Here is a 24,171-nt window from a genome sequence, read left to right as displayed (position 1 = left end):
GGGGAGTTATGAGCAAATTATCAACCGTTTGGGTACTGAGTGACATGGCTTCTCGCTTACCTGAACTGATCGGCGGCGCACAGACTCTTGGTGAACATGTCAACGTTATCGCATTGGATGACGCGCAAACCACGCAAGCTTTTCAACTCGGTGCGAACCAAGTTATTCAATTATCCGGCAAACCTGATGACCGTATTATCGAAGATTATGCAGATACCGTCGTCAATGTGATCAAGCAACATGGTGATACCGGACTGCTGTTATTGCCAAACACACGCCGTGGAAAACTATTGGCGGCACGTTTAGGCGCAAGACTACAAGCCGCTGTATCGAATGATGCTACCACTGTCGTCATCGAAGATAACAAGCCCGTTATCAAGCACATGGTCTATGGCGGTTTGGCGTTCGGCAGTGAAACATTAAGCAGCTCATTTTCCATTGCCACAGTGGCGACTGGGACTTTTGATGCCGCGTCAAGTAATGCATCACTTAGCGGTACAGCCCAAGTTGCACAATGGGTCGAACCAAAACAGTCAATCGAATCAAAACAACCTGTTGTACGTACCTCGGTTCAGCAAAAAGCAGGTAACTCTGTTGAGTTAGACAAAGCGCGCCTTGTGGTCAGTGTGGGTCGAGGCATCGGTAGCCAAGAAAATATTGCCATTGCTAAAGCATTAGCGGATTCCATTGGTGCTGAAATTGCGTGTTCCCGCCCTGTGGCTGAAAACGAAAAATGGATGGAGCATGAACGCTATGTAGGTATTTCCAACCTGATGATCAAACCTGAACTGTATCTGGCAGTCGGTATTTCAGGGCAGATCCAACACATGGTTGGCGCTAATGGCGCTCAAACAATCGTTGCCATCAACAAAGACAAAAATGCCCCTATCTTCCAATTTGCAGACTACGGGATTGTTGGGGATCTCTTTAAAATTCTTCCAGCACTGACTCAGCAACTGGCCAAATAAACATCCTAAGTAGTGGGGGAACTCCCTCACTACCGCATTAAGTTTGGAGACACTATGTCCGATGATATTTTTGATGCAATCATAGTAGGAGCTGGTCTGGCTGGCTCAGTTGCTGCACTGGTACTTGCCCGTGAAGGTGCTCAAGTTCTCCTAATTGAAAGAGGAAACTATGCGGGCGGCAAAAACGTAACAGGTGGGCGCATGTATGCTCACAGTTTAGAGCGGATCATTCCTGGGTTTACCAAAGAAGCGCCTATTGAGCGCATGATCACCCACGAAAAGCTCTCTTTTATGACCGAAACCGGTGCAATGACGGTGGATTACCAAAATGGTGACCCGCAAAAACCCGAAGAAACCTCATGGTCCATCCTGCGTGGAAAACTGGATCCATGGTTGGCTGAACAAGCTGAAAATGCAGGCGCACAATGCATCACTGGGATCCGCGTTGATAAGCTGGTCGAACGTGATGGCAAAGTCGTTGGCGTCGAAGCTGACGGTGATGTACTCGAAGCCAAAGTGGTGATCCTAGCCGACGGCGTAAATTCCCTTCTAGCAGAACAATTGGGCATGACAAAACGCGTCAGTGCCGAGCACGTCGCTGTCGGCGTCAAAGAACTGATTGAGCTGCCAAAAGACGTTTTACAAAACCGCTTCAACCTCCAAGGTAATGAGGGCGTTGCGTGGCTATTTGCAGGCTCGCCAACCGATGGACTGATGGGCGGTGGTTTCCTTTATACCAACGAAGATACGATTTCGTTAGGGCTGGTGTGTGGTCTACACCACATTAAAGATGCCAAAAAATCCGTTCCACAAATGCTCGAAGATTTTAAACAGCACCCTGCTGTCGCACCATTAATTGAAGGCGGAAAAATGATTGAGTACGCCGCCCATGTGGTGCCTGAAGCGGGTTTAAAAATGCAATCTGAACTGGTTCGGGATGGTGTTCTTGTTGCTGGGGATGCAGCAGGTATGTGCATGAACTTAGGCTTTACCATTCGCGGTATGGATTTAGCCGTCGCCTCAGGTGAAGCCGCAGCTCAAGCTGTACTCAGCGCAATGAAAAAAGAGGACTTTAGCAAGCAAGGCCTAAGCGAATACCTCACCTTGCTGGAACAAGGCCCACTGCGCGATATGAAAGCCTACCAAAGAATGCCTGAATTCTTAGATAACCCGCGCATGTTTACCGCATACCCGGAGATGGCACTTGGTATTGCCAAAAAACTGTTCACCATCTCAGATGAAGCCCCAGTGCCTCTGCGCAAAACCATGCTGCAACATGCGAAAAAAGTCGGCTTTATGAACCTAATTAAAGACGGAATTAAAGGAGTGAGAGCGATATGAGTGCTCCCGTAAACGTTGATGTCAAACTCGGTATTAACAAATTTAATGTCGATGAAGAGATCCCCCATATCGTTATCAAAGAGCAACCTGATATGGCGGTACTCGAAATATTAACCAAAGCCTGCCCAGCAGGTTTGTATAAAAAACAAGATGATGGCTCGGTACGTTTTGATTATGCCGGCTGTCTTGAATGTGGGACATGCCGCATTCTGGGTCTTGGTAGCGCACTGGAAAAATGGGAATATCCACGCGGTACCTTCGGTATTGAGTTTCGATACGGCTGATATAGCTAGCGCTTACTCTCGAAGCGAAGTTATCCCATAAAGTTATGTTGCTTCGAGAGCTTTTTTTTATTTTATTGCGCTAATGCAGGTAACGACTATGCAACCTAAAAGCTTTGATGACATCCAGTTTTCCTCAGTCCACCGCCGCATTATGTTGTGGGGCAGCGGTGGGCCTTTTCTTGACGGTTACGTATTAGTCCTCATTGGCGTTGCCTTAGAGCAGCTCACTCCAGTACTTAATTTAAGTAATGAGTGGATTGGTTTACTCGGTGCGGCCACGTTAGCGGGGCTGTTTATCGGTACCTCTTTATTTGGCTATATCTGCGACCAAGTCGGTCGCCGTAAAATGTTCCTGATTGATATTGTGGCCATTGGTGCAATCTCCGTCGCCACGATGTTTGTTTCAACGCCTTTACAGCTTCTGCTAATGCGCTTTTTAATTGGCATTGTCATCGGGGCTGACTACCCGATAGCCACGTCGATGATCACCGAGTTCTCTAATACTAAACAGCGCGCTTTTGCTGTCGGGTTTATTGCGGCAATGTGGTACGTCGGCGCCACTTGCGCCAACCTTGTGGGTTATGCTTTATATGATATTGAAGGTGGCTGGCGCTGGATGCTCGGTAGTGCCGTAATCCCCTGCATCGTGATTTTAATCGGTCGCTTTGATTTACCTGAATCGCCACTTTGGCTGATCCGCAAAGGCCGACATCAAGAATGCCAAAAGATGATGACCAAATTATTTGGTCAACCTGTGGTATTTGAGGCAGAAGAACAAAAGAAAACCCGCTTTATCGATATTTTTACCAAACGACACTTCTCCTTTGTCTTATTCACCGCGACGATTTGGACTTGCCAAGTGATCCCTATGTTTGCCATTTACACATTTGGCCCACAAATTGTCGGGGAACTTGGTTGGGATCAAGGGAAAAATGCCGCGCTCGGCAATGTCGTCATTAGCCTATTCTTTATGCTCGGCTGTTTACCTGCAATGTATTGGCTCAACCGAATGGGCAGAAGGCCATTACTGATAGGCAGCTTTGCGATTATGACCTGCGCACTGGCGATCCTCGGTTTATTCTCCAACCTAGGGATCTGCTTGGTGATCATTATGTTCGGTATCTACGCTTTTTTTTCTGGCGGGCCAGGGATATTACAATGGCTATATCCGAACGAACTTTTCCCGACCGATATTCGCGCTTCCGCTGTTGGCGTGATTATGTCCATAAGCCGCATCGGAACCATTTTTTCAACGTGGGCACTGCCTGTCTTTATTCACGAATATGGCATTAGCCATGTGGTACTCATGGGGGCAGGCGTTTCGTTAGTTGGCTTAGTGGTTTCTATCCTATTTGCGCCAGAAACCAAAGGGTTAACTCTAGCGCAAACCTCCAAGATGAGCATAGTGAAAAGAAAATAGCCTTTTGTTAGTTATTACGATTAATCAAGCAGAAAAAGACATGCTATTTATTCTTGTTCACACGAACATGAATGTAAAAGAGTATTCTTTGTAGAAAACAGGTAAATAGACAACGCCTCCCTATTTTGAATAAAAATACCCAGCTGATTAATTAAAATCAGCCATTAAAAACAAAATATAATACTATTTGATTTCTCTTGATTTACGTTTTATTTCCTCATGAAAAAAATAACCCCGCCCGATAAATAGTTGATAAATGCGATGAAATTCACATTTCTAGGGTTATCCATTAAAAAATGATCAACAAAACAGCATCTTTTAGATTAATATATTTCAATATCGTTAGATTTTAATCATTCATGCAATTATTTACGCAATAACACGTTAATTTTAAACTTCAATTTCTGATAATCTATATAACTTATTAAAGTCGCAATTTTAACCAAAAAGATCTCATTAGGTAGATTTTCTCTATTTTGATTCTTGCAACTCTTCTATCTTTAGCTTTCATACGTTCTAAAACCAGATTATTTAAATATAACCTTTAGATTTAATTATTAATACTTTCACCTTTCTAATTAATAAAATATAAATCAAGGAGTAAAAATGCATAAAATAATAATAGATTGTGATCCTGGAGTTGATGATGCAGTGGCTATTTTTCTCGCTATGGCATCACCTGAAATAGAAATAATCGGGATAACGACAGTCGCTGGGAATGTAGAGTTAGAAAAGGTTCACTGTAATGCAAAAAAATTACTGACATTAGCGAATAGGTTAGATATTCCTCTCGCTAAAGGCTGTGATCGTCCATTAATGAGCAAAACCGGAAATAAAACTAATGTTCATGGTTCAGATGGGCTAGCTGGGGTACTCCTACCTGAATCTGAGCACCACAATGATTCTGGTCACGCGGTAGATTTTATTATTGATTCTGTCATGTCAAATCCTGGTGAAATAACATTATGCACAATAGCCTCCCTCACCAATATTGCTTTAGCTATCATTAAAGAACCAAAATTAGTTGATAATGTAAAAGATATTGTTGTCATGGGGGGCGCTGCATTTACACAAGGAAATATAACACCAGCCGCTGAGTTTAATTTTTATGTCGATCCTCATGCTGCTCATATTGTTTTTGATAGTGCGCGGCATATCACTATGCTTGGTTTGGATGTAACAAGCAAAGCTGATATAAGAGCGGGTTTGTGTACTGCTTTGGAAAAAGGGGGTGTTATTGCTCAGACCGTGGCAGAAATGTGCCGAAGATATGCCGAATTTGATCCTTTCCTTCATGACCCCTGCGTTATTGCCTACCTAATTCACCCTGAAATTTTTTCAGGTGTTGAGGGTTCAATCACTATTGAATATGAGTCCAAAAGATTATTTGGCCATAGTTTTGCTACCACACCTAATGTTACTCATCACGGTTTAGAAACGATGAATTGTAAAATTATTACTGATGTCGATGCATCGAAATTGATGTCTTTAATTGCAGAGCGTATTTTAACTCTTTGAGATAAAGCTTACCTCAACAAGGTAAATACTCAGAATCTCTGATACGCATCTATTGAAATAATAATTTTTACATCACGATTGTATTTTGGCATAAAAAGCCCCCCAGCAATTGGTTATTCAACTATTGGGGGTCACTTCATCGAGTGACGCTTTTTTACTTTCCGTAAACTAAAAAATTCATCTGGCTAGATTTCAGCTTCTGTCGGTTCTTTAGAGATTAATTCAACTTTATCGCTTATTAAAAATTGAATACCCGTAAGATCATTTCCATAAACATCTCTCAATTCCCATTCTTTTTTTAAAAAATGGCCGCTTAATAAGGAATCTATCCGAGCTAAATCAACTTTTATTTTTTCATTAGAATCAATATTGAGTTTTGTCTGTAATTTATAGCGAAGAAATTCCAGCATAATAATGCTTGCATTACATATCGCATATTGGTTTATTAACGCCAAATTCCCACCAATGATATAACATTCCCAGTTATGGTGAACATCAACAATCGCATCTAATTCACTATTTTCATATAATGGCATGACGCCATAAAACATCTGAAGAAGAAAAAGAATTTCACACTCAACTAGGCAATCATCCGAAGATGAAAAACTCGGGAGCTTATCTCTAATTAACTGAATATAAGCACAAGCTTGTTGAAATTGATCTAGGCTTAAATTTGTTTCAACACCATAAAACTGTGTTGAACGGCTATACGTATGGGTTAACTGATATTTCATAATATAATCATTTGGGATTGATGCTTTTCAATACTCTTGAAAAATAAATAACATGTTTTCCAAAATACAAATCGCAATTTTAAATTAATTAAAAACCGTATCTTTATAAGAGCATCTAATTCAATATCAATTGTTTAAAACAAAGAAACAACATCAATTATTACACATACAAAAAAGATAGCGCCATGAATTAAAATTCAATAATAAAAACCACTCCATGAAAATCAAAAATAGACTCATTATTAATAAATCAAAATTGATTATAGACCAACATTTTATTAATGATAATATTTTTTCAATTAAACAAATAAAAAATCAATTATATTTATTTTTATATTAAAAATTGATTTTCTTTTTTAGATGGGGAGCAAATGAAAAATAACATTGATAGTTTAAATATAACCATATTTAAACTATCAATTTCAGACTAATGAAAGAACGTTGGCGAGCAAGAAAAATAATTATTTCATCTTTACGGCATAATTACTTTCCAAGTCATCATCACCGCACTGCATAAAATCAGCAGTAACGTAATATATTGGAAAGTCCGTTCAGACAATTTCACCAGTAAATATTTTGCCAGCGGCATCACTAACAGTGCCCCTGCACACAAAATTAATGCCAGTTTTAAATCCGTGTGACCATCTTGCGCATAAGCTAGCGCCGAAGAGCCTGATAACACGGTCGTCACCACAATCGATGTACCAATGGCTTGCTTGATATTTAAATCCATATAACGCAATAACATTGGCAGAACCACGACTCCGCCGCCAACCCCTGTTGCACCTAATACTATCCCCGCCAATACCGCTGGGATTGCCATCGCTTTCAATTGATTTTCTTTCACGGCAACTTTTTTACGCGGATTAGCAAAAAACATCCGTTGAATAAATAAATACAATGAAAAAATAATGGCAGCGGAGACCAACACATTAATGCCCCACTCCACCTGTTTTTCATAAGCAGGGATACTGCCTAGCCACGTCACAAACAGGCTGGATAAAAACGTACTTGGCAACATAATCGCCAAAACTATCAATGCCCCTTTTAGTGGAATATTGCCTAAGCGAAAATGCATGTATGACGAAGAGACCTTCATCAACATAGAGAGAAAGTTAGCAGTTGCCACTGCGGCTAAGGCATTAAGCCCAAAAAAGTAAGTCAGTATGGGTAAAACAATCACACCGCCGCCCACACCGGTTGTGCTTATAATCAAGCCAATCAGTGCGCCGATGGCTAACTCTGTGACAATCATGGTGGTTTATCCTGCCTGAGTAACGGCTTGTCGACCTTTTTGCAATGCGATGTCTGCATCTTCATTGGCAAGGGTTAAATATTTGAAAAATAGCGTATCGAATATCACCATCTGCAACACTTGAGGCGTGATCACTCCCAGCTGAGAGTGTTGTTCATCATAGTAATATGGCAGCGTTAAATCCGCGAGACGCGCCGCATCATCTTGCCCAAAGCGCGTTAAAGCAATCGTCGTACAGCCATTTTCATGTGCCGACTTCAGCATTCGGTTAATTTCTGGCGTATTGCCCCTTGCTGTCACGGCGATGGCGAGATCCCCTTCACCTAAATTTGCTGAATAGCTCAGTTGCACATGTAAGTCAGGGCTAAATAACGCCGATTTATTAACGCGAATAAGTTTATGGAAAATATCATTCGCCACAATCGCTGACGAGCCAATACCAAATAGCACAATGCGCTTGGCTTCAACCAATTTTTGCGCGACGGCATCAACTGCGGCGGGCTCTAACAGTTCTAAGGATTTTTCAATGGCGCTAATAAATAACTGCCCAGATTTAGCGATAATCTGAGCCGTATCATCATTACGGCTCAGATTGCCATACAAACTTTCCGCTTTGTGTTGCTTCTCGTCAGATAAATAATCGACTTTAAATTCAGGATAGCCACGGTAACCCATTTGCCTTGCAAAACGAATGACGGATGCACTGCTCACGCCAGCCTCACGAGCCAATTCAGCGGCATTCATTGCCACAAGGCTATCGCGATATTCCAGCAAAAACTTTGCAATACGCTGCTCTGTGCCTTTGCCTCTCGTCAATAAGCTTTCCAATTTTACTGTCAGTGCTGACATGGCTATACCTTCTTATTATTTTTCTGGATCGTTGAAGCCTATTATCATACTGGCAATGAAACCGACAATCCATGCGCCTGCTACCGCAATCAGAAAATCCAGAATTTGCCCATCACCCACCAGCGGAATTAAGGATAAACCCGCGGTACCAAATGGAATGATAATACCCACATGGAAGAACGCCATCAGCGCACCGCCCGCGGCCCCACCGATACAGCCTGCAATAAACGGTTTACCCAGCGGTAAGGAAACCCCGAACAGTAATGGCTCACCCACACCGAAGATACCGACGGGTAATGCCCCCACTAAGGTTTTCTTTAAACGCTGATTCTTGGTTTTCAGGAACACCCAGAAACATGAACCGACTTGTCCCATTCCGCCCATGGCTAAGATCGGGAATAAATAGTTCAAACCAAAAGTTTGTAGGATTTCCGCGTGAATGGGGATCAAACCTTGGTGCAGACCAGTTAATAATAAGAACAGGAAGCTGCCACCTAAGATACCGCCCGTTGCGACTGCCCCGCCGCCACTACTCAGCAACGCCACAGAAACCCCTTGCGCCAACACTTGGTTCAGATAATGACCCGCAGGTTGGAAGACGACTAACGCCACCATTGCTGAGACTAAAATCGTCACAAATGGCGTCACAATCAGATCCAAACTCTCTTTGATGATACCTCTAAACCACACTTCAAATTTAGAGGAGAACACCACCACCATCAGCACCGCGAAAATTCCGCCGCTATTTGGTTGGAGTTTTTCACCAAATAAGGTGATATCGGCCAAGCCTGGCATCGCTAAAAGCCCTGCCATCACCGCACCTATTGATGTAGATGCGCCTAACTCTTTCGCGGTATTTACCCCAATCATGATAGATAAATAAGTAAACACGGCGCTACCGATCAGCTTTAATAACTTAAACAGCTCTGGGAACTGCTCAACCACTCCCGGCGCCACTAAACGCACAATATTAATCAGCCCCATAATTAGACCGCAACCAATTAGCGCAGGAATGGTTGGGACAAAAATTGCGGCTAATGTATTCAGCATACGGCGGATAGAGAACGATTTTTTCTCTGGCGCTGATGGCGTACTTTCATCATTCGCTACACCGCTGTTTTGCATTCTTTTATTCATCACAGAGAAGACTTTCGCTGCCGTCCCCATGCCCACAATCACTTGCTGTTGTTCACCGTTAAAGACAACGCCCTTCACGCCTTCCACTTGCTTGAGTGCATCTGCATCAAATTTACTATTATCTTTTAAAACCAGACGGATACGCGTCATACAGTGGGTTAAGGTACCCACGTTTTCAAACCCGCCCGCATATTTTTCTATTTCTCTGGCGAGCACTTCCAGATGTTCTATCTTATTAGCCATAGGATTTCCCCGGTGTCGACTGAGTTATGACTCTGTTTATGTTATGTTTTACGCTATTCACTGTGACTGTTTAGCATCGAATCCAAGCTGGTATTCGGGTTGCGCTGAACAATCTCTGTCGCTTGTTGTGCAGTAATATTCAATTCATTCATTAAAATGGCACGACGCGGGTGGTAATCCACTTGCTTCAATAATGCTGCTGCAGTGTCTACATCAATCCCGCACACTTCCCCTACAATACGTTCAGCACGACGCAGTAATTTAATATTACTCGCCATCACATCGACCATTAAATTGGTATGAATTCGCCCTAAGCGCCCCATGACACAGGTGCTTAGCATGCCTAAAATCATTTTCTGTGCAGTCCCGCTTTTCATGCGCGTGGAGCCAGAAAGTACTTCCGCCCCCACATCCGGCGCAATGGCATACTGCGCTAAATCACTGAGCAAACCGTGTCCACGGGTGGTTACCCCCACGGTTAATGCCCCGATTTGATTACCATATTCAATCGCAGCTAGGGTAAATGGCGTTCGTCCACTTGCCGCAATGCCGATAATCACATCTTTTTCCGTTGCGCCGCGTACCTGTAGCTCTTTCACCGACGCTTCCGTTGAGTCTTCAATATTTTCAACGGCTTTCAACATAGCTGAATGACCGCCCGCAATAATCGATTGCACCATTTCTGGCGATGTACCAAATGTTGGTGGGCACTCTGCACTGTCTAATACCGCCAGTCGCCCACTGGTGCCAGCGCCTACATAAAAGATCCGCCCGCCTTGTTTTAAACGATCCGCAATCACATCTACCACATTGGCGAGTTCCGGCAGCACAGACTGCAATGCCGTTGCGACCGTGCTATCAGCCTGATTGATCACCGTTAACATCGATAAGGTATCTAAGCGAGAAAACTGCAATGTGTCCTGGTTAAGTTCATTGTTCAAACAATCACTAAGCGTATTTTCGGTTACTGACATGGCACACCTCAACTGAAACTATATTTCATTAAAAAATACTATCTATGAATTTTAATTTCAATCCTAATCATAACAAGTTATTCACTTGTGATGATTTACGTGACTGGTCTCACAACAACAACATGAAAAAGTGTGAAAGAACCGGTGGCAACGTTATAAACCGTTTAAGGCTACCACCGGATGAGGGTTATTTGACGAGCTTACAGCTTCCGAAAGCGGAAGGGATATGGAAGTCTGGCTTCACTGAATCTGGCTTGATCCAACTGATCCACTTACGCACTTGCTTAGGCTCACCAGCACTAAACTCGCCGCGCAGAATGGCGCACATCAAGGTTTTCTTGTCATTATCTTGCCAAAGATTCAGTTTAGTGAATTCATCCAGATCGATTTTCCCCGTTAACACATAACCTTCAGGGGTAATTTGCCCAACCGTTTTCAGTGTTTGCCAATTCCAGCTTGGATCCACTTCGCGGTAAAAATTGGCTTTCGCATCAAATGTACGACCTGATGGATCCATTTCAGCCGTGTAATAAGGTTTTAATTCAGGGCTGGTTGCAAAGAATAATTCCACGCGATCTGAGCCCAATACCGCCTGATCTTTATCAGCGTCTTTGCCTAGCTGAATGTCTTTATCATCCGCAATAAAGCGAAAATAGAGCGCATTATCGCTCCATAATGCACGGAAATCGGTTTTTGGTGGTGTCTCATTTTCCCACGGATAGATAAAGTCAGTGAGCACTTCAGCCTGCTCCCAAACCGCTGCTTTTTGAGCATCTTCAAGGGAATTAATCTGCACAGTATGATGAATGGGGTACTCTTTTGCCGCTACACTGGCGGTCACTAACAAGGTTGTTGCTGCAAATAGGGTGGTTAATTTCATGCCTTGCCTCACTTTATCGGTTTTATAATGTGCGAATAACATCATGGTGTTTTTTATAACGGAATCGTTATGACAGTATTCTTTACAACCACAAAGAAATTAAATTTCATAACATATAACGAATATAGAATTAAAATTTCACCAAGAGCAAGGCATGTTCAATAAAAACCCTCACATTGTGAAGAGGCTCACTGTTTATAATTTCACTATTCTGACCTTAAATTTAAGGCTAACTTTTCACGAATCGCATCGATAACCACTCTTATTTTTAGCGGTAGAAAGGACGTTGCGACCCACACGACAGAAATTGGGTAACGAACACTTTGATAGTCAGATAAAACCTCAACAAGCTGCCCCGAGTCTATTTTTTCTTGCACCAACCACTGTGGTAAATACGCAATTCCCGCCCCTTGAATTGCCGCCAACATAATTGTTTGCATATCGTCCATAACCAATTTACTGGTGGGTAAATAGCGGTGCTCTTGCTGAGCTCTGTCATACACTTGCCAAGGCAAAATGTGTCCGCCTTGTGTGTAGGCTATAAGTTGATGCTTTTCTAATTCTGAAAGTGCTGTCGGCGTACCATTTGCCGTTAAATAATCGGGGGAGGCACAAAAAATCATTTTATGGTGGCCAATTTCATGTGCAATCAATTGGTTTGAATCAGCCAGTTGCCCCACTCGCACTGCAACATGAACCCCTTCTTGCTGTAAATCCACATTCCGGTCATTCAATAACGTCTCAATTTCCAATTTAGGGTAAAGGCTCATTAACTCAATCAGCAGCGGGACAACATATAAGTTTCCCAATAGCCGAGGCGCGGTAATACAGACTTTCCCTTCAACATTACGTTTGCCACTTTCCAAGAAATTTGACGCTTCTTGCAGAGAATTCAGCGCATGACTCGCATATTCATAAAGTACCATTCCATCATCTGTTAATGTTTGCTGACGGGTAGTCCGCTGAAACAATGAAACGCCTAGGCTATTTTCTAAACGCGAAATACTTTTGCTCACTGCTGAACGCGTTACATGTAGCCGTTCAGATGCCGCGGTAAAATTTCCGCTTTCAACCACAGCAATAAAAATAGGTAAACAGTTCAAATCTAACTTGTTCATATTGGTGCTCGATTGGAAACAATATAAGGAAAGAATATCACTCATTGTCAACTTATCAAGCCAGATATACTGGCCACATCCTAAGTTGATAAGGAACAATTCGATGAAAATTTTAGTTATCAAATCCAGTATTAACGGCGCACAATCGCAAACCAATACCTTAATTCAGCAATATCTGGATGAACGTAAAGCCCAAGGCTATCAAGACTGTGTTATCGAACGTGATGTGGCGGAAAACCCATTACCCGTTCTCAATCAAGCCCGTTTCGCAGCATTAAGAGGCGCGGAAATTAGCAATCCTGATTTAAAAAATACAGCAGAGCTTTCTGACCAACTGATTGCAGAGCTTAAAGAGAGTGACTTACTTCTCCTTGGTGCGCCAATGTACAATCTCAATGTACCAACTGAATTGAAAAATTGGTTTGATTTAGTAGTTCGTGCTAGAGAAACTTTTCGCTATACCGAAACCTACCCACTGGGGTTAGTAGAAAATGTCAAAGCGCTGGTGTTTAGTGCTCGAGGCGGCATTCATTATGGGCAAGAGACCGATGCAATTACCCCTTATTTAAACTCTGTATTAGGGTTAATGGGTATTAATGATGTTCAGTTTGTCTATGCAGAAGGTTTAGATATGAAACCCGAAGGTTATGAGGCAGGACTCACCAAAGCTCAACAACAATTAATGCTTCTCATTCATCATTAAGTTTCATAATTAAATAAATCCCCACTCTACATTATTTAATCCGTGGGGATTTTGTTTTCATTTAATTAACGAAAAATACTTACTTACAACTGTTAATTTTCATCTAATGTATTGTATTAATTAAAATTTGAATAGTTTATTTCTTTATAAAAACAAACGACACCGCAATACTGCACACCATAAAAACTCTCATATTGAGTAATCAAAAGAGCAAAATGAAAGCAAATATTATATATTGTATCATTTTGTTTCATTTCAGGATTAATAAATAGATTTTATTTATTGATCTGCGTCATTATCAAAAAATTATTTTATTTAACTTAAAATTTAACTCATAAAAAGAGTAATTTACTAGCCGATATTCTAGGTTTTTTATTTCATTTGAATGTAACATTATATTTCATCATATTTTGAGTATTTACATCATTATTTAACCTATCTACAATTCGCCTCGTTTTGAAATCATCCAATTATACAACTCATATTTAACCAACCTAGGTAATTAACTAATTATCAATATAATGAAACTAAATGAAAAAATAGGAATATTTATTAGAAATGCAAGGATAAGCAAAGGATTATCTGAAAAAGAATTAGCATCATTAATATCAATCAGTCAGCAACAAATATCAAGATATGAAAGAGGAATATCGACATTAAGTATTGAAAATATTTTAAGACTTTTAAATGTATTAAACATCCCCTTCGATGAATTCAGTAGCAAGGTAATAAAGCCAGAACAAAATAGACTTTTCAATTTGCTAATTGATGAGCTAGAAACAGACGGTGTAATTCATGTAGGCAATCTCAAAAATACATAAATGTATTTTTCGGAGTGCATGCTTTATTTTGAATGCAAGCACCAAACAAGAAATAAACCCTTTTAAAATTTTATCTAATGGAAAGTAATATAATGAAACTTAAGTTAATCGCTATCGCATTACCTATCTCTCTAGCTTTATCTGCAAATGTATTTGCAGCAGAAGAAGCTCCTAGTGCTCCAGAAGAATTAACTCCTGTGACTGTTGGCGGTGGTATTGTTAATTTTACTGGTACAATTGTGAACACACCTTGTGTTATTGATAACGACGATGCTTCACAAACAGTTAATTTAGGTCAATACCGCCAAGATGGTTTTGATGGCAAAGATTCGGTGTCATCACCTGTTGGTTTTGATATTAAATTAACCGGATGTGCAACTGAAACATTTAAAAACGCCTCTCTGACTTTTGATGGTACTACCATTCTTAACGAAGAAAAAATCCTTGCTCCAGTAGCATCTCAAAGTGGGCAAACAACCGCAACTGGCGTGGGTATCCAAATTTTACAAAACAACAAGTTAGTAACTGTTAATGGCTCAAAAGCAACGGATGCTATTAAGCTGAATGAAGGTGACAGTACATTACGCTTCCAAGCACAGTACATCGCATTAGCAAATGAAGTGACTGCGGGTTCTGCTAACGCATCTGCCAAGTTCACGATTACTTATCAGTAATAATTCTGTCTTTGCACCCGTGTCATAGCGGGTGCGCATTATTTATATCCGGAGTTTTTATGTTTTCGTTACCTAAAGCAAGTCATTATTATCAATGGCTGGTTTCACTATTCTATTTTGGTTTTTCTTCACTTTGTTTAGCGGGTGGAATTACACTTGATAGTACCCGAATTATTTACCCGCAAGAAAGTAAGCAAATTACTACCAGTATTCGAAATACCTCAGATAAATCAGCTTTTCTAGTTCAAACTTGGATTGAGGATTCCAAAGGAAATAAAACAAGCGATTTTATTTCCACGCCACCTTTATTTACTAGTGCACCAAGAAATGAAAATACCATTCGACTAGTTTATGTGGGTGAAAAATTAGCGAAAGATAAAGAATCTCTATTTTATTTTAATGTAAAAGCCATTCCATCCATTGATCGAAATGAATTAGCTGATAAGAATGCATTAATCCTTGCCGCTGTAACTCGAGTTAAACTTTTTATTAGACCCAAAGGATTAAAAATCACACCAAAGGAAGCTGAAAACCTTATCCGATTTAGCAAGATTGATAACCAGAAAATTAAAATATCAAATCCATCGCCGTATTACATGACCTTAACTGACCTTCGTTCAGGAAATAATGAATTACCATCAACGATGATCGCGCCATTTAGTCATATTGAGGTTAATGCACCAGCAGGATTTGACACCAGTAAACTGATGTTTAGTTCAATTAATGACTTTGGTGGGATCACTTCGCCAAAACCAGCCATTTTCAATTAAGAATTGATCTATTTTATTTCAAATGGAAATAAGGTTTTCTATGTTCGTTTCACTAAAAAAATACAAAAAAATCATCAATAACCATTTGAGCACCTCATACTTATTTATCTGCCTTTTTGTAATACAAAGCACTCATGCCCAAGAGGGAGAAAATTACTATTTTCCACCTTCTTTGATCTCTATCGATTCAGATCATATTGCTGATTTAAGTACTTTCGAAAGCCAAGGTTCACAATTACCCGGAACCTATGACGTTGATGTTTCATTGAATGGCAATCTCAAGTACAGAAGAAATATTATCTTTGTCAAAGCACAAGATTGCCAAAAACAAGATGACCAATTACCTAAATTCGTAGCAGACCAAACAGGGTTAATTCCACTGTTAACGCCACATGAACTGGCTGAGCTGGGAGTCAATATTGATAACCTTCCATTGCTGCAATCAGACAACCATCAATGTATTCCTCTGGCGCAATTGATCCCTAATGCGAGCACTGAATTTGATTTTCCGAAAATGAAATTAAACATCAGTATTCCGCAGATAGCGTTAAATAATTTAGCCAAAGATGAAATTCCAACTAACCAATGGGATGAAGGAATTAATGCACTATTTACCAGCTATACATTAGGTGTCACAGATAACCAATATCAGCACGATTTTAGTAAAAACATCTACTTGAATCTAAGAAATGGCGTCAATTTAGGGAGCTGGAGATACCGTGATAACCGTACATGGACCAGCTATAAAAGCAAACATAATCAAGAAAATAATTGGCAACATCTCAACAGCTATGTCGAGCGAGGGATCATCCCTTGGCGAAGCCGCTTAGTATTAGGGGACAGTTCAACCAATAACACAGTTTTCGATTCACTGACGTTTCGCGGCGCACAATTACGAACAGACGAAAGTATGTATCCGTCTAGTCAACAGGGGTTTTCGCCGATTATCCGCGGTGTGGCAAACAGCAATGCGACCATTGAAATTCGCCAGAATGATTATTTAATCTACCAAGCTAATGTGGCACCTGGTGAGTTTGCGATTACCGACTTAAACGCCATGAGCTCGAGTGGTGACTTGCAAGTCAGTATTCTTGAAGCTAACGGCGATATTCAATCATTTATCGTGCCCTATTCCTCTGTTCCCGTGTTATTACGAGAAGGTCGAATGAGTTATAGCCTAACTGCTGGTGAGTTTCGCTCAGATAACAGCCACTATGATACGACTCAATTTGGAGAAACAACGCTTATCTGGGGAGCATCTTCATTAACAACGCTTTATGGCGGCGTTCAATATGCCAAAAATTATCTGGCAGGGGCAGTCGGTACAGGCTTTAACTTAGGGACATGGGGGGCATTTTCAGCAGATATTACCCATGCCAATAGCCAGTTAACCGATGGAAGTCGCTATCAAGGGCAGTCACTGCGTTTTCTATACGCACGAGCTTTCCCTGAAACCGGCACAAATCTCCAACTCACAGGGTATCGCTACTCAACCCGAGGCTACTATACCCTACAAGAAACCTCGCTAAACCGGATGTCTGGTTGGCTATCACAAAATGAAACCCTTGATACCAATGGCGAACTGAAAACCAACAATACCGACTATTTTAATCTTTACGATAATAAGCGTGAAAGAATACAGACCAATATCTCACAAAAGATAACGGGGGTTGGTTCCATTTATTTAACCGGTGTCCGCCAGAGTTTTTGGGAGCGAAATGGCAGTTCGGTTTCCATACAGTCGGGGCTAAGTAGCCAGATTGGCGATATTAATTACACGCTCTCGTATGGATTAAATAAAAATGTTGATCAATACGACGTAAAAACAACGGATAGGAATATTTTCTTAACGGTATCCATCCCGTTACAGAAGTGGTTACCTCAAGGAGCGCCGTCAATGTATGCCTCTTATAGTGTTAACCACGATAACCAAGGAGAGTTAGTCCAGCAGACCAGTTTAAGCGGAAGTTTACTGGCTCAGCAAAACCTGAATTGGAACGTTGCTCAAGGGTATTCATCAAGTAATGGGAATGATGGAAATATCAACTTAGCCTACCAAGGCGGCTATGGAAATACTCAAATCGGTTATAGCTATGGCCAGGATTACCGTAAAGTTTCAACGGGTATTTCTGGTGCAGTGACCCTGCACTCTGACGGTATCATTTTTAGCCAACCCCTTGGTGAGACTAACATTTTAATTTCCGCACCGGGGGCGAGCGATATTCCTGTTGAACATACCAGTGGTGTGAAAACAGATTGGTTCGGTTACACCATCAAGCCTTACGCAACGCCATATCGTTTAAATCGCATTGCACTAGATAGCAGCGAATTAGATGAACAGACGGAAATTGAAAACAGCGTTCTTACGACGGTGCCTACTCGTGGCGCTATCGTCAAAGCAAACTTTGTGACTCGCCAAGGTGCTCGCGCACTAGTTCACATCGTAAAAAATGGCAAAAGCTTGCCTTTCGGCACCTTGGTTTCGATTGGGCACCAAACAGCAATTGTGAATGATGATGGACAGGTTTATTTATCTGGGCTCGAATCCTCTGGCGAATTAACCGCTAAATGGGGACATGACGATGAAAACCAGTGCCAAGCCACATACTCGTTACCTGAAAATGCAGATCTGCAATCATTAATTCGATTCGATGTTAATTGCCAATAACCATTGGTCAATAACAAAACTATTTTAATCATTTATTTAAATAACAGGCTTAATATGAATTTAATTATCAATAAACTCGTAAAATTAATTTTGGTCGTCACCTGTGTTGGTGGCGCAAATATCAACTTAGCCAGCGCGGAAAGTGCAAGTGCGTTAGTTAAAATAAAAGCGACTGTTTTGGCAGGCTGCACACTTGATGCCCCCGAGATGGTTTCTTTAGATAAAATTCCGAGTTCTGCATTCAATGGTAAATTAACCGGAAATGACTTAGACGCTTATTCTAAAAAATTCACGTTGACCGCTACTTGCTCAGGAACCGACAAATATAAATACACTTTCAAAGCAAATGAAGCGGATGGTTCCTGTATTAAAACGGACGCTGACTTTATGCGCTACTGCTTAAAATTCGATGAAAACTATCTTGATTTATCGTCGACAACAGCAACTTTGGAAAGAGACAGCTCCAAAGATGGGGATAAGACAGAAATCACTGTCGTTCCGCAGGTAGCCTCTACTTCAAGTACCCCTGTTGGTGACGTTAATGGACAGATTACTGTCACTATCGAGCCGATGTAAATTGCAAATTAACCAGTAAGGTCAACAACATTGCGCCAGTTATTTATTTTTATTATTTCATTATTTCCGCTATCTTTTTATGCAGAAACGACATTTATTCTAAAAGAAACTAAAGATGTATATATTGAAGAAATTACCTCGAAAGATAGAAGTACATTGTTTAGGTTTGCAGTAGATTACAGTAATCCCAACGGCACATCAGGTCCATTACGATCTGCATGCTGGTCAAGCTTAGAGGAAATGAAAACCGTTTTTTATAGTCATGGATTGGGGATCTATGCAGAGACCTTTAATGATGGAAAAATTAAACTTAATGGAAGTGCTACCGTACTCGATTTTTTTGGGGGTGATAATTCAATTAATGGACTTACATATGTCACGAGCCTATCAGGATTTAATGATGAAACCTGGGTTTTATACTGTAGCATAGTGACAAATGATTACAGCGGGGGCCAGATACTGTTTAGACCAACAACTCTCACCTATACGATTGTAAATTTACATGCATCAAGTATGGCATATCCACATATCAGCGCACCTGCAGTTGTTGATTTAAAAACCTGTTCACCCAATGACAATCTAGAAGCGGTTATTCCATTAACGGTAGGCTTTGTGGGATATATGGGACAAAGTAAAAAAATGGAGTTAACCGTAAGATCTCATGATTTGCCTGATGATTTTGATATTGTTCTTGATAACCAAAGTATTCTTAATACTCAGCCCCAAGTCATTCAAATGCCAGCAGGGCAAAAAGAGAAACAGATTGAAACTCACCTAAAAGGAACATGCCCAAGTCAAGCAGGAGAATATATTTGGAATGCAGAATATATTACGACCATTCAGTAAGCTTGAACTCGTATTCTATTAGTCACTCATTAATATAAAAAATCCGCCTAATGGCGGATTTACAATCAAAAATAAATGTAGAAAAGTATAAATAAAGAAAAGATATTAATAATATCAAATTGATATCCTAACTTGTTTTATCAAAATAGCTTTCAATATCCTTGTGAGTATCACTTAGCTTCACATTTGGAATTTCACCATGATAATCATTATTCAGCTGAAATCTTAACTCACTGAAAAAGTCCCCAAAATCAAAATCTAAAATAAAGAGAACACTTAATAATGTATCAACAGAAATACGGCATTTTCCACACTCATATCGCGAATAATGCTGCTGTGAAATACCTAATTGGTTAGCTACCTTAGAGCCTGAGAAACCTTTCTTTTTACGAATTCGTTTCAGTTCTCTACCGATTATTACGGAGTAAACATGATTTTCAGGTTTACTATCTTCATCTTCGCTCTTCATATTTTATATATCTCCCTGTACTGGAACGATTAAATTAAAAATTTAATTTTCGATCCTACTGATAGATAAAGTTATCCATTATGAGTGACTTTGATGGTTTCATTATTTTGATTTTTAAAACCGTAACGACTTAATGGGGAAATCACTAACTCCTGTACTGTGTTTTTCACATTAATAGTTTTGCTTTCATTCGGTCTTAAATAAAATTGATCAATGGTATAAGCGTCATTGCTCGGTAATGTCGTGACTGAAGGTGATAAGCGAATAACTTGATCCCCTGTATTCGTCAACATCAGTTGATTATTTTTTTGATTAACGGTGATATTTTTCCAAGGCGTTTGGCTTAATACCCCATTTGCAGGCGTAATCAACATGGCCACATCTTGGCGAATAGGCATTTTTGCAGAGTTTTGCTTAACGGCACCGACACCTTGGAAAGAAACACGCAAAATCTGTTCTTGTTTTAAATCTAACCCTTTCTTTAAAACAAAATTAATTTGCTGGCTTTCATTTGGTTCAATTCTAACAATTGGCGGAGATACCATAATATCTTTAGCCATAGGCTGCGAACCCTCTAAATCAGAGACTTTTGTTGATAATAAGATAGGCTCTTTCGATGTGTTTTTTACACTAAATACTTTGCGCTCTTCACCTGCATCTAAAATAACAGTCATCGTTTCTAATTGGAAACTCGCTTTTGCAGATACACTCATTAAGCCCATTAAACTTAAAAATGCGATATAAATTAACTTTTTCATTGAAACCTCAAACTTGTATTCAAATAATATTAAGATTATTGGCAGATAGCATCTGCCTCTTCATAAAGTGATTCAGCGGAAAAAAATTCCGGCACGTTATATTTAATAATGCAATCATCAGAGTTAGGTGAGCGTAAAATAATGTCATCACCAATTTGCTCATTACTGAGTAATAAATTACCTTCCCCCATGATGACGCCCATATAATCACCTTTTTTATTAAGTACACTGGCACCAAAAGGAACGTCATCACCATTGGCCATTTTGATGCTCAACAATAATTGGCGCATTGTGGTTGCCTGAATGCGCTTCGTCATGACAGTCCCTCTCGCCGCCGCAACGTCAAACGACGTCGTATCCAAACGCACATTCAGGGGCAGTTTCTCTGTATTTAAGTGCACCGTAGACTTTTGGTTCTTTGGTAACGATGAAATCGCTGCCGTCCCAAAATGATTCGTTATCGTGGTGCCACTGCCCATCGTGTTGACTCTAACCCCTGGTGCATCCGGTACGTACACGATGCCAAAGGTGTCTCCTATAGGTACCGATGATGTTGCAAATAACCCATCGGAATACGCCATGCCGCCTGATGCAGAGACCGTGACTGAGTGCGTATTATTCTGGGACATCGAACCGCTCAGCGAAATATTGCTATACGCATTGGCATTATTAATACTGCCATTCACTACACTCGAGCCATCATTACGACCAGCGCCAACGGAATACCTTAAATTATCGCTGACTTGCTGATTGTAATTTGCCATTACCATGGTTTTATCTTGGTAATATTGACTCTGCATACTGACATTTTTTTTCTTACCTAACGGCATCGATGCATTAATAAAAATTCGGCTATCTCGGTCATCACCCGTTTGGTAACTCACATTCATCGAAATATCTGCAATTTTTCGGCTATAGCCTGCTGAATAAAAAACGGTATCAGATTTATCGCCATAAAAATGATTATGGTTTACGTTAGCGCTAAAGCGCCCCCATGTAACATCACCCCAACTTGCAAATAACGAAGAGGTAGTTTGTAATTCTCCACTAAACCATCTATTCGTATTTTCTTGCTCATCCTGAGCGGGTTGCTTTTTTAATAATGAACTATCCAAGGTTGGAAACTTATTCGTACGATATAAAACAGATGCCCCGAATGTCATTTTTTCAAATGCAATATTGCTATTGAAATCGATCTGCTCCCCACGCTTTTCATTATTTCTCGCACTTTGAACACCAATCCCCGTAGAAATCGGCGTTGAAAAATCAAAATAAGAGTTAAGTCGTCCACTCACCGCTTGAAATTGATTTGAATAAAGTACGCCTGCGCCATAATTTGACATGCCATATTGCTGGCTTATTTCTGCACTGCCAATAATGGGTTTATCCGTTCGCAGATCACTTTGGCTACGATAACGTCCCACTGAAAATTGATAACTCATGGGCGAAACCGCAGTTTGCTGATTGGCTGTCACCACCTGAAACTGCTGTTTTTCACCATTATCTTGGAAAACAGTGACGTCCAGAGGTGAGCCAATCACCACATTATTAATACGATTTAACTCAAAAGGCCCCGCTGGCACCATCGTTCGATATAGCAGCCGTCCATTTTGCTGAACTTCAACCGTTGACGGTGTACTTGCAAAGCCAGTCACCGGAACAACTAAAACATTCGAACCTTGCAAAGAGCTATCTGAGTAAATTTGCACACCATCCAGCGGTGTTCCCCCAAAAAATGCGCCTTGTGTATTAAGTTGCCCGATATCTAATAACGACTGCAAAGGTTCGATGCTTTTTGACAGTACAGTTTCATTAAATTGATATTGTGATTTTGAGTCTCCAGCAGAAAGGCTACTGTTATTTCGTAAAACCCAATTCTGCCAGTTAATGCCTGTTTCAAACTCTCCTTGGTAGAAACGCTGGCTGTAATTACCGTTAATATGCATACCATATAATTGATAGTTACTGACAACACCAAACCCACCGTACGTTAACTCATTACCTTGTAACTTTGGGTCTAAATTCTCTTCGGCAACCACCATATCTATTTGGTAGGAGCTAGGATGTAATGCAATTTTTGCTTCAGGGTAAATTTGTTCGAATGTATTACATCCATCCGTTAAGTTAACTTTTTTTAACCTCAACTTACTCATTAATCCGTCAGTCAGGCAAAGCTCACCGTTTTCATTGATTTCAATATTCGCAGTATATTCATTACTGCCATTTAATTTTATGGTGACATCATGATTTCCAGGTAAAAACTGATTACCCTTCATAAAGAATTCAGCGACCTCTGCCCCATACCCTAGTGATTTTAAAGAGTCGATATCAAAATTAATTGACGATCCTGCTCCACCCTTTACTGATTCAGATGCATCGGAATTATTTACATGCAGTACGACAAAAATTAAAAATAGCTGGCAATAAGAAAATTTATTTTTCTTATTCATTATTATTTTTATTTCCAATATAAATTACTAAGAATTAAAACTATATTCCAAATGAAAATATAATATCTGCACTACCATCTAATTCCACAGCATCAATAATTGGACCATTGGTCTCTTTAAGGCTGTTTAATATAGGCTTAACGGCTATATTAACGGTGAAGTTTTTTCCACTGGATAATACGTTTTCATTTGTAAACCATGCGTATTTTTTTCCTTTTAATACCGCTCCTTGAGTGCGTTGAAATGGCCCAGAGCCTTCCACAGCACCGATTCCAACCGCTTGACCATCCACTTTAGATTGGTTAAGTATCAGCTGGTAATTCCCTAATCGTCCTTGGTTATTCACTTTCCCTAGTCCAAAATAATCTTCGTTTCCCAACTGTGATGAATCACTTCGGTTATCCGAAAACTGAACAAGCAATTGAGTTGGCGTATTACACGACACTTGCCATGTTTTGGTGATCTCCGGTATTTCCGTTGCTTTAACTGCATTAAACTGGCGAGCATGCAATTGATTAAATTGATATTGCCCGCCATCAGGGATAACGATTTCACACGTAGGGGGTGACTCAACCTGTTCAATAATATTTCTATTTTGAAAAGTATGCGAATAAACTGCTTCACTAAAAAACAGACTACAATATATAAATAACAATATAGTTTTATTAGTTACTGGAGTGACAAATAAACGCATATATTCCCCAAGAAATAAATC

At 40.3% G+C, this 24,171-nt stretch carries 20 protein-coding genes and 3 pseudogenes; 12 read left to right on the top strand and 11 right to left on the bottom strand.

Translation table 11 applies throughout. From position 1 onward, the window contains the following. Window positions 1-8: 8 nt before the first annotated feature. From GKR74_RS16780 to GKR74_RS16760, 5 genes and pseudogenes are all read left to right on the top strand, one after another. Window positions 9-968 carry an FAD-binding protein gene (locus tag GKR74_RS16780; protein ID WP_154604520.1) on the top strand — a complete coding sequence of 320 codons (960 nt, stop codon included), beginning with the start codon at window positions 9-11 and terminating at the stop codon, window positions 966-968. 54 nt (window positions 969-1,022) lie between these two features. Beyond that, window positions 1,023-2,321, top strand: a pseudogene (gene fixC, locus GKR74_RS16775) (FAD-dependent oxidoreductase FixC). After that, window positions 2,306-2,602, top strand: a pseudogene (fixX, locus tag GKR74_RS16770) (ferredoxin-like protein FixX). The pseudogenes fixC and fixX overlap by 16 nt, the downstream one beginning before the upstream one ends. A gap of 88 nt (window positions 2,603-2,690) precedes the next feature. Further along, on the top strand, window positions 2,691-4,013 hold the full coding sequence (locus tag GKR74_RS16765) for an MFS transporter (RefSeq protein WP_154604518.1): 1,323 nt from the start codon (window positions 2,691-2,693) through the stop codon (window positions 4,011-4,013). Between the two features lie 606 nt (window positions 4,014-4,619). Beyond that, window positions 4,620-5,528: pseudogene (locus GKR74_RS16760) on the top strand (nucleoside hydrolase); the annotation flags it as partial. 188 nt (window positions 5,529-5,716) lie between these two features. Here GKR74_RS16760 and GKR74_RS16755 read toward each other — a convergent pair. The 7 genes from GKR74_RS16755 to GKR74_RS16725 form a co-directional block, all read right to left on the bottom strand. Further along, window positions 5,717-6,265, bottom strand: coding sequence for a hypothetical protein (locus GKR74_RS16755; protein ID WP_154604516.1), 549 nt, complete (start codon window positions 6,263-6,265; stop codon window positions 5,717-5,719). A 472-nt stretch (window positions 6,266-6,737) separates the two neighbouring features. Continuing rightward, window positions 6,738-7,520, bottom strand: a complete 783-nt coding sequence (locus GKR74_RS16750; RefSeq protein ID WP_154604515.1) for a sulfite exporter TauE/SafE family protein — start codon at window positions 7,518-7,520, stop codon at window positions 6,738-6,740. Window positions 7,521-7,526: 6 nt separating this feature from the next. Beyond that, window positions 7,527-8,369, bottom strand: a complete 843-nt coding sequence (locus GKR74_RS16745) for a MurR/RpiR family transcriptional regulator (RefSeq protein WP_154604514.1) — start codon at window positions 8,367-8,369, stop codon at window positions 7,527-7,529. Window positions 8,370-8,384: 15 nt separating this feature from the next. After that, complete coding sequence (locus GKR74_RS16740) at window positions 8,385-9,749, bottom strand: PTS transporter subunit EIIC (protein ID WP_154604513.1); 1,365 nt, start codon at window positions 9,747-9,749, stop codon at window positions 8,385-8,387. Window positions 9,750-9,802: 53 nt separating this feature from the next. After that, window positions 9,803-10,723: an N-acetylmuramic acid 6-phosphate etherase gene (gene murQ, locus GKR74_RS16735; RefSeq protein ID WP_154604512.1), complete on the bottom strand. Its 921-nt coding sequence runs from the start codon at window positions 10,721-10,723 to the stop codon at window positions 9,803-9,805. Window positions 10,724-10,910: 187 nt separating this feature from the next. Then, on the bottom strand, window positions 10,911-11,603 hold the full coding sequence (locus GKR74_RS16730) for a carbohydrate-binding family 9-like protein (protein ID WP_154604511.1): 693 nt from the start codon (window positions 11,601-11,603) through the stop codon (window positions 10,911-10,913). 206 nt (window positions 11,604-11,809) lie between these two features. Then, complete coding sequence (locus tag GKR74_RS16725; protein WP_154604510.1) at window positions 11,810-12,721, bottom strand: LysR family transcriptional regulator; 912 nt, start codon at window positions 12,719-12,721, stop codon at window positions 11,810-11,812. A gap of 103 nt (window positions 12,722-12,824) precedes the next feature. On the opposite strand from GKR74_RS16725, the gene GKR74_RS16720 reads away from it, so the two are divergent. The 7 genes from GKR74_RS16720 (at window position 12,825) to GKR74_RS16690 (ending at window position 19,779) form a co-directional block, all read left to right on the top strand. After that, window positions 12,825-13,424, top strand: coding sequence for an FMN-dependent NADH-azoreductase (locus GKR74_RS16720; protein WP_154604509.1), 600 nt, complete (start codon window positions 12,825-12,827; stop codon window positions 13,422-13,424). Window positions 13,425-13,945: 521 nt separating this feature from the next. Then, window positions 13,946-14,245 (top strand): helix-turn-helix domain-containing protein, encoded by a 300-nt coding sequence (locus GKR74_RS16715; RefSeq protein WP_154604508.1) that lies wholly within the window; start codon window positions 13,946-13,948, stop codon window positions 14,243-14,245. A gap of 92 nt (window positions 14,246-14,337) precedes the next feature. After that, entirely contained in the window at window positions 14,338-14,919 is a 582-nt protein-coding gene (locus GKR74_RS16710; RefSeq protein ID WP_154604507.1) for a fimbrial protein, read from the top strand. 59 nt (window positions 14,920-14,978) lie between these two features. After that, window positions 14,979-15,689: a fimbria/pilus periplasmic chaperone gene (locus GKR74_RS16705; protein WP_154604506.1), complete on the top strand. Its 711-nt coding sequence runs from the start codon at window positions 14,979-14,981 to the stop codon at window positions 15,687-15,689. Window positions 15,690-15,729: 40 nt separating this feature from the next. Beyond that, complete coding sequence (locus GKR74_RS16700; RefSeq protein WP_230089183.1) at window positions 15,730-18,357, top strand: fimbria/pilus outer membrane usher protein; 2,628 nt, start codon at window positions 15,730-15,732, stop codon at window positions 18,355-18,357. 54 nt (window positions 18,358-18,411) lie between these two features. Next, on the top strand, window positions 18,412-18,933 hold the full coding sequence (locus GKR74_RS16695) for a hypothetical protein (protein ID WP_154604504.1): 522 nt from the start codon (window positions 18,412-18,414) through the stop codon (window positions 18,931-18,933). A gap of 30 nt (window positions 18,934-18,963) precedes the next feature. Continuing rightward, window positions 18,964-19,779: a hypothetical protein gene (locus GKR74_RS16690; RefSeq protein ID WP_154604503.1), complete on the top strand. Its 816-nt coding sequence runs from the start codon at window positions 18,964-18,966 to the stop codon at window positions 19,777-19,779. 127 nt (window positions 19,780-19,906) lie between these two features. On the opposite strand, the gene GKR74_RS16685 is transcribed toward GKR74_RS16690, so the two are convergent. The 4 genes from GKR74_RS16685 to GKR74_RS16670 form a co-directional block, all read right to left on the bottom strand. Beyond that, window positions 19,907-20,248: a helix-turn-helix domain-containing protein gene (locus GKR74_RS16685; RefSeq protein WP_154604502.1), complete on the bottom strand. Its 342-nt coding sequence runs from the start codon at window positions 20,246-20,248 to the stop codon at window positions 19,907-19,909. 71 nt (window positions 20,249-20,319) lie between these two features. Beyond that, complete coding sequence (locus GKR74_RS16680; RefSeq protein ID WP_154604501.1) at window positions 20,320-21,006, bottom strand: fimbria/pilus chaperone family protein; 687 nt, start codon at window positions 21,004-21,006, stop codon at window positions 20,320-20,322. A 35-nt stretch (window positions 21,007-21,041) separates the two neighbouring features. Continuing rightward, complete coding sequence (locus GKR74_RS16675) at window positions 21,042-23,456, bottom strand: fimbria/pilus outer membrane usher protein (RefSeq protein WP_154604500.1); 2,415 nt, start codon at window positions 23,454-23,456, stop codon at window positions 21,042-21,044. 40 nt (window positions 23,457-23,496) lie between these two features. Beyond that, window positions 23,497-24,150, bottom strand: a complete 654-nt coding sequence (locus GKR74_RS16670) for a DUF1120 domain-containing protein (RefSeq protein ID WP_154604499.1) — start codon at window positions 24,148-24,150, stop codon at window positions 23,497-23,499. Window positions 24,151-24,171: the final 21 nt, after the last annotated feature.

It is taken from the genome of Providencia sp. wls1914 (assembly GCF_009706645.1).
GTDB classification, from domain to species: domain Bacteria; phylum Pseudomonadota; class Gammaproteobacteria; order Enterobacterales; family Enterobacteriaceae; genus Providencia; species Providencia zhijiangensis.
This window is presented reverse-complemented; position numbering and strand designations above follow the sequence as displayed.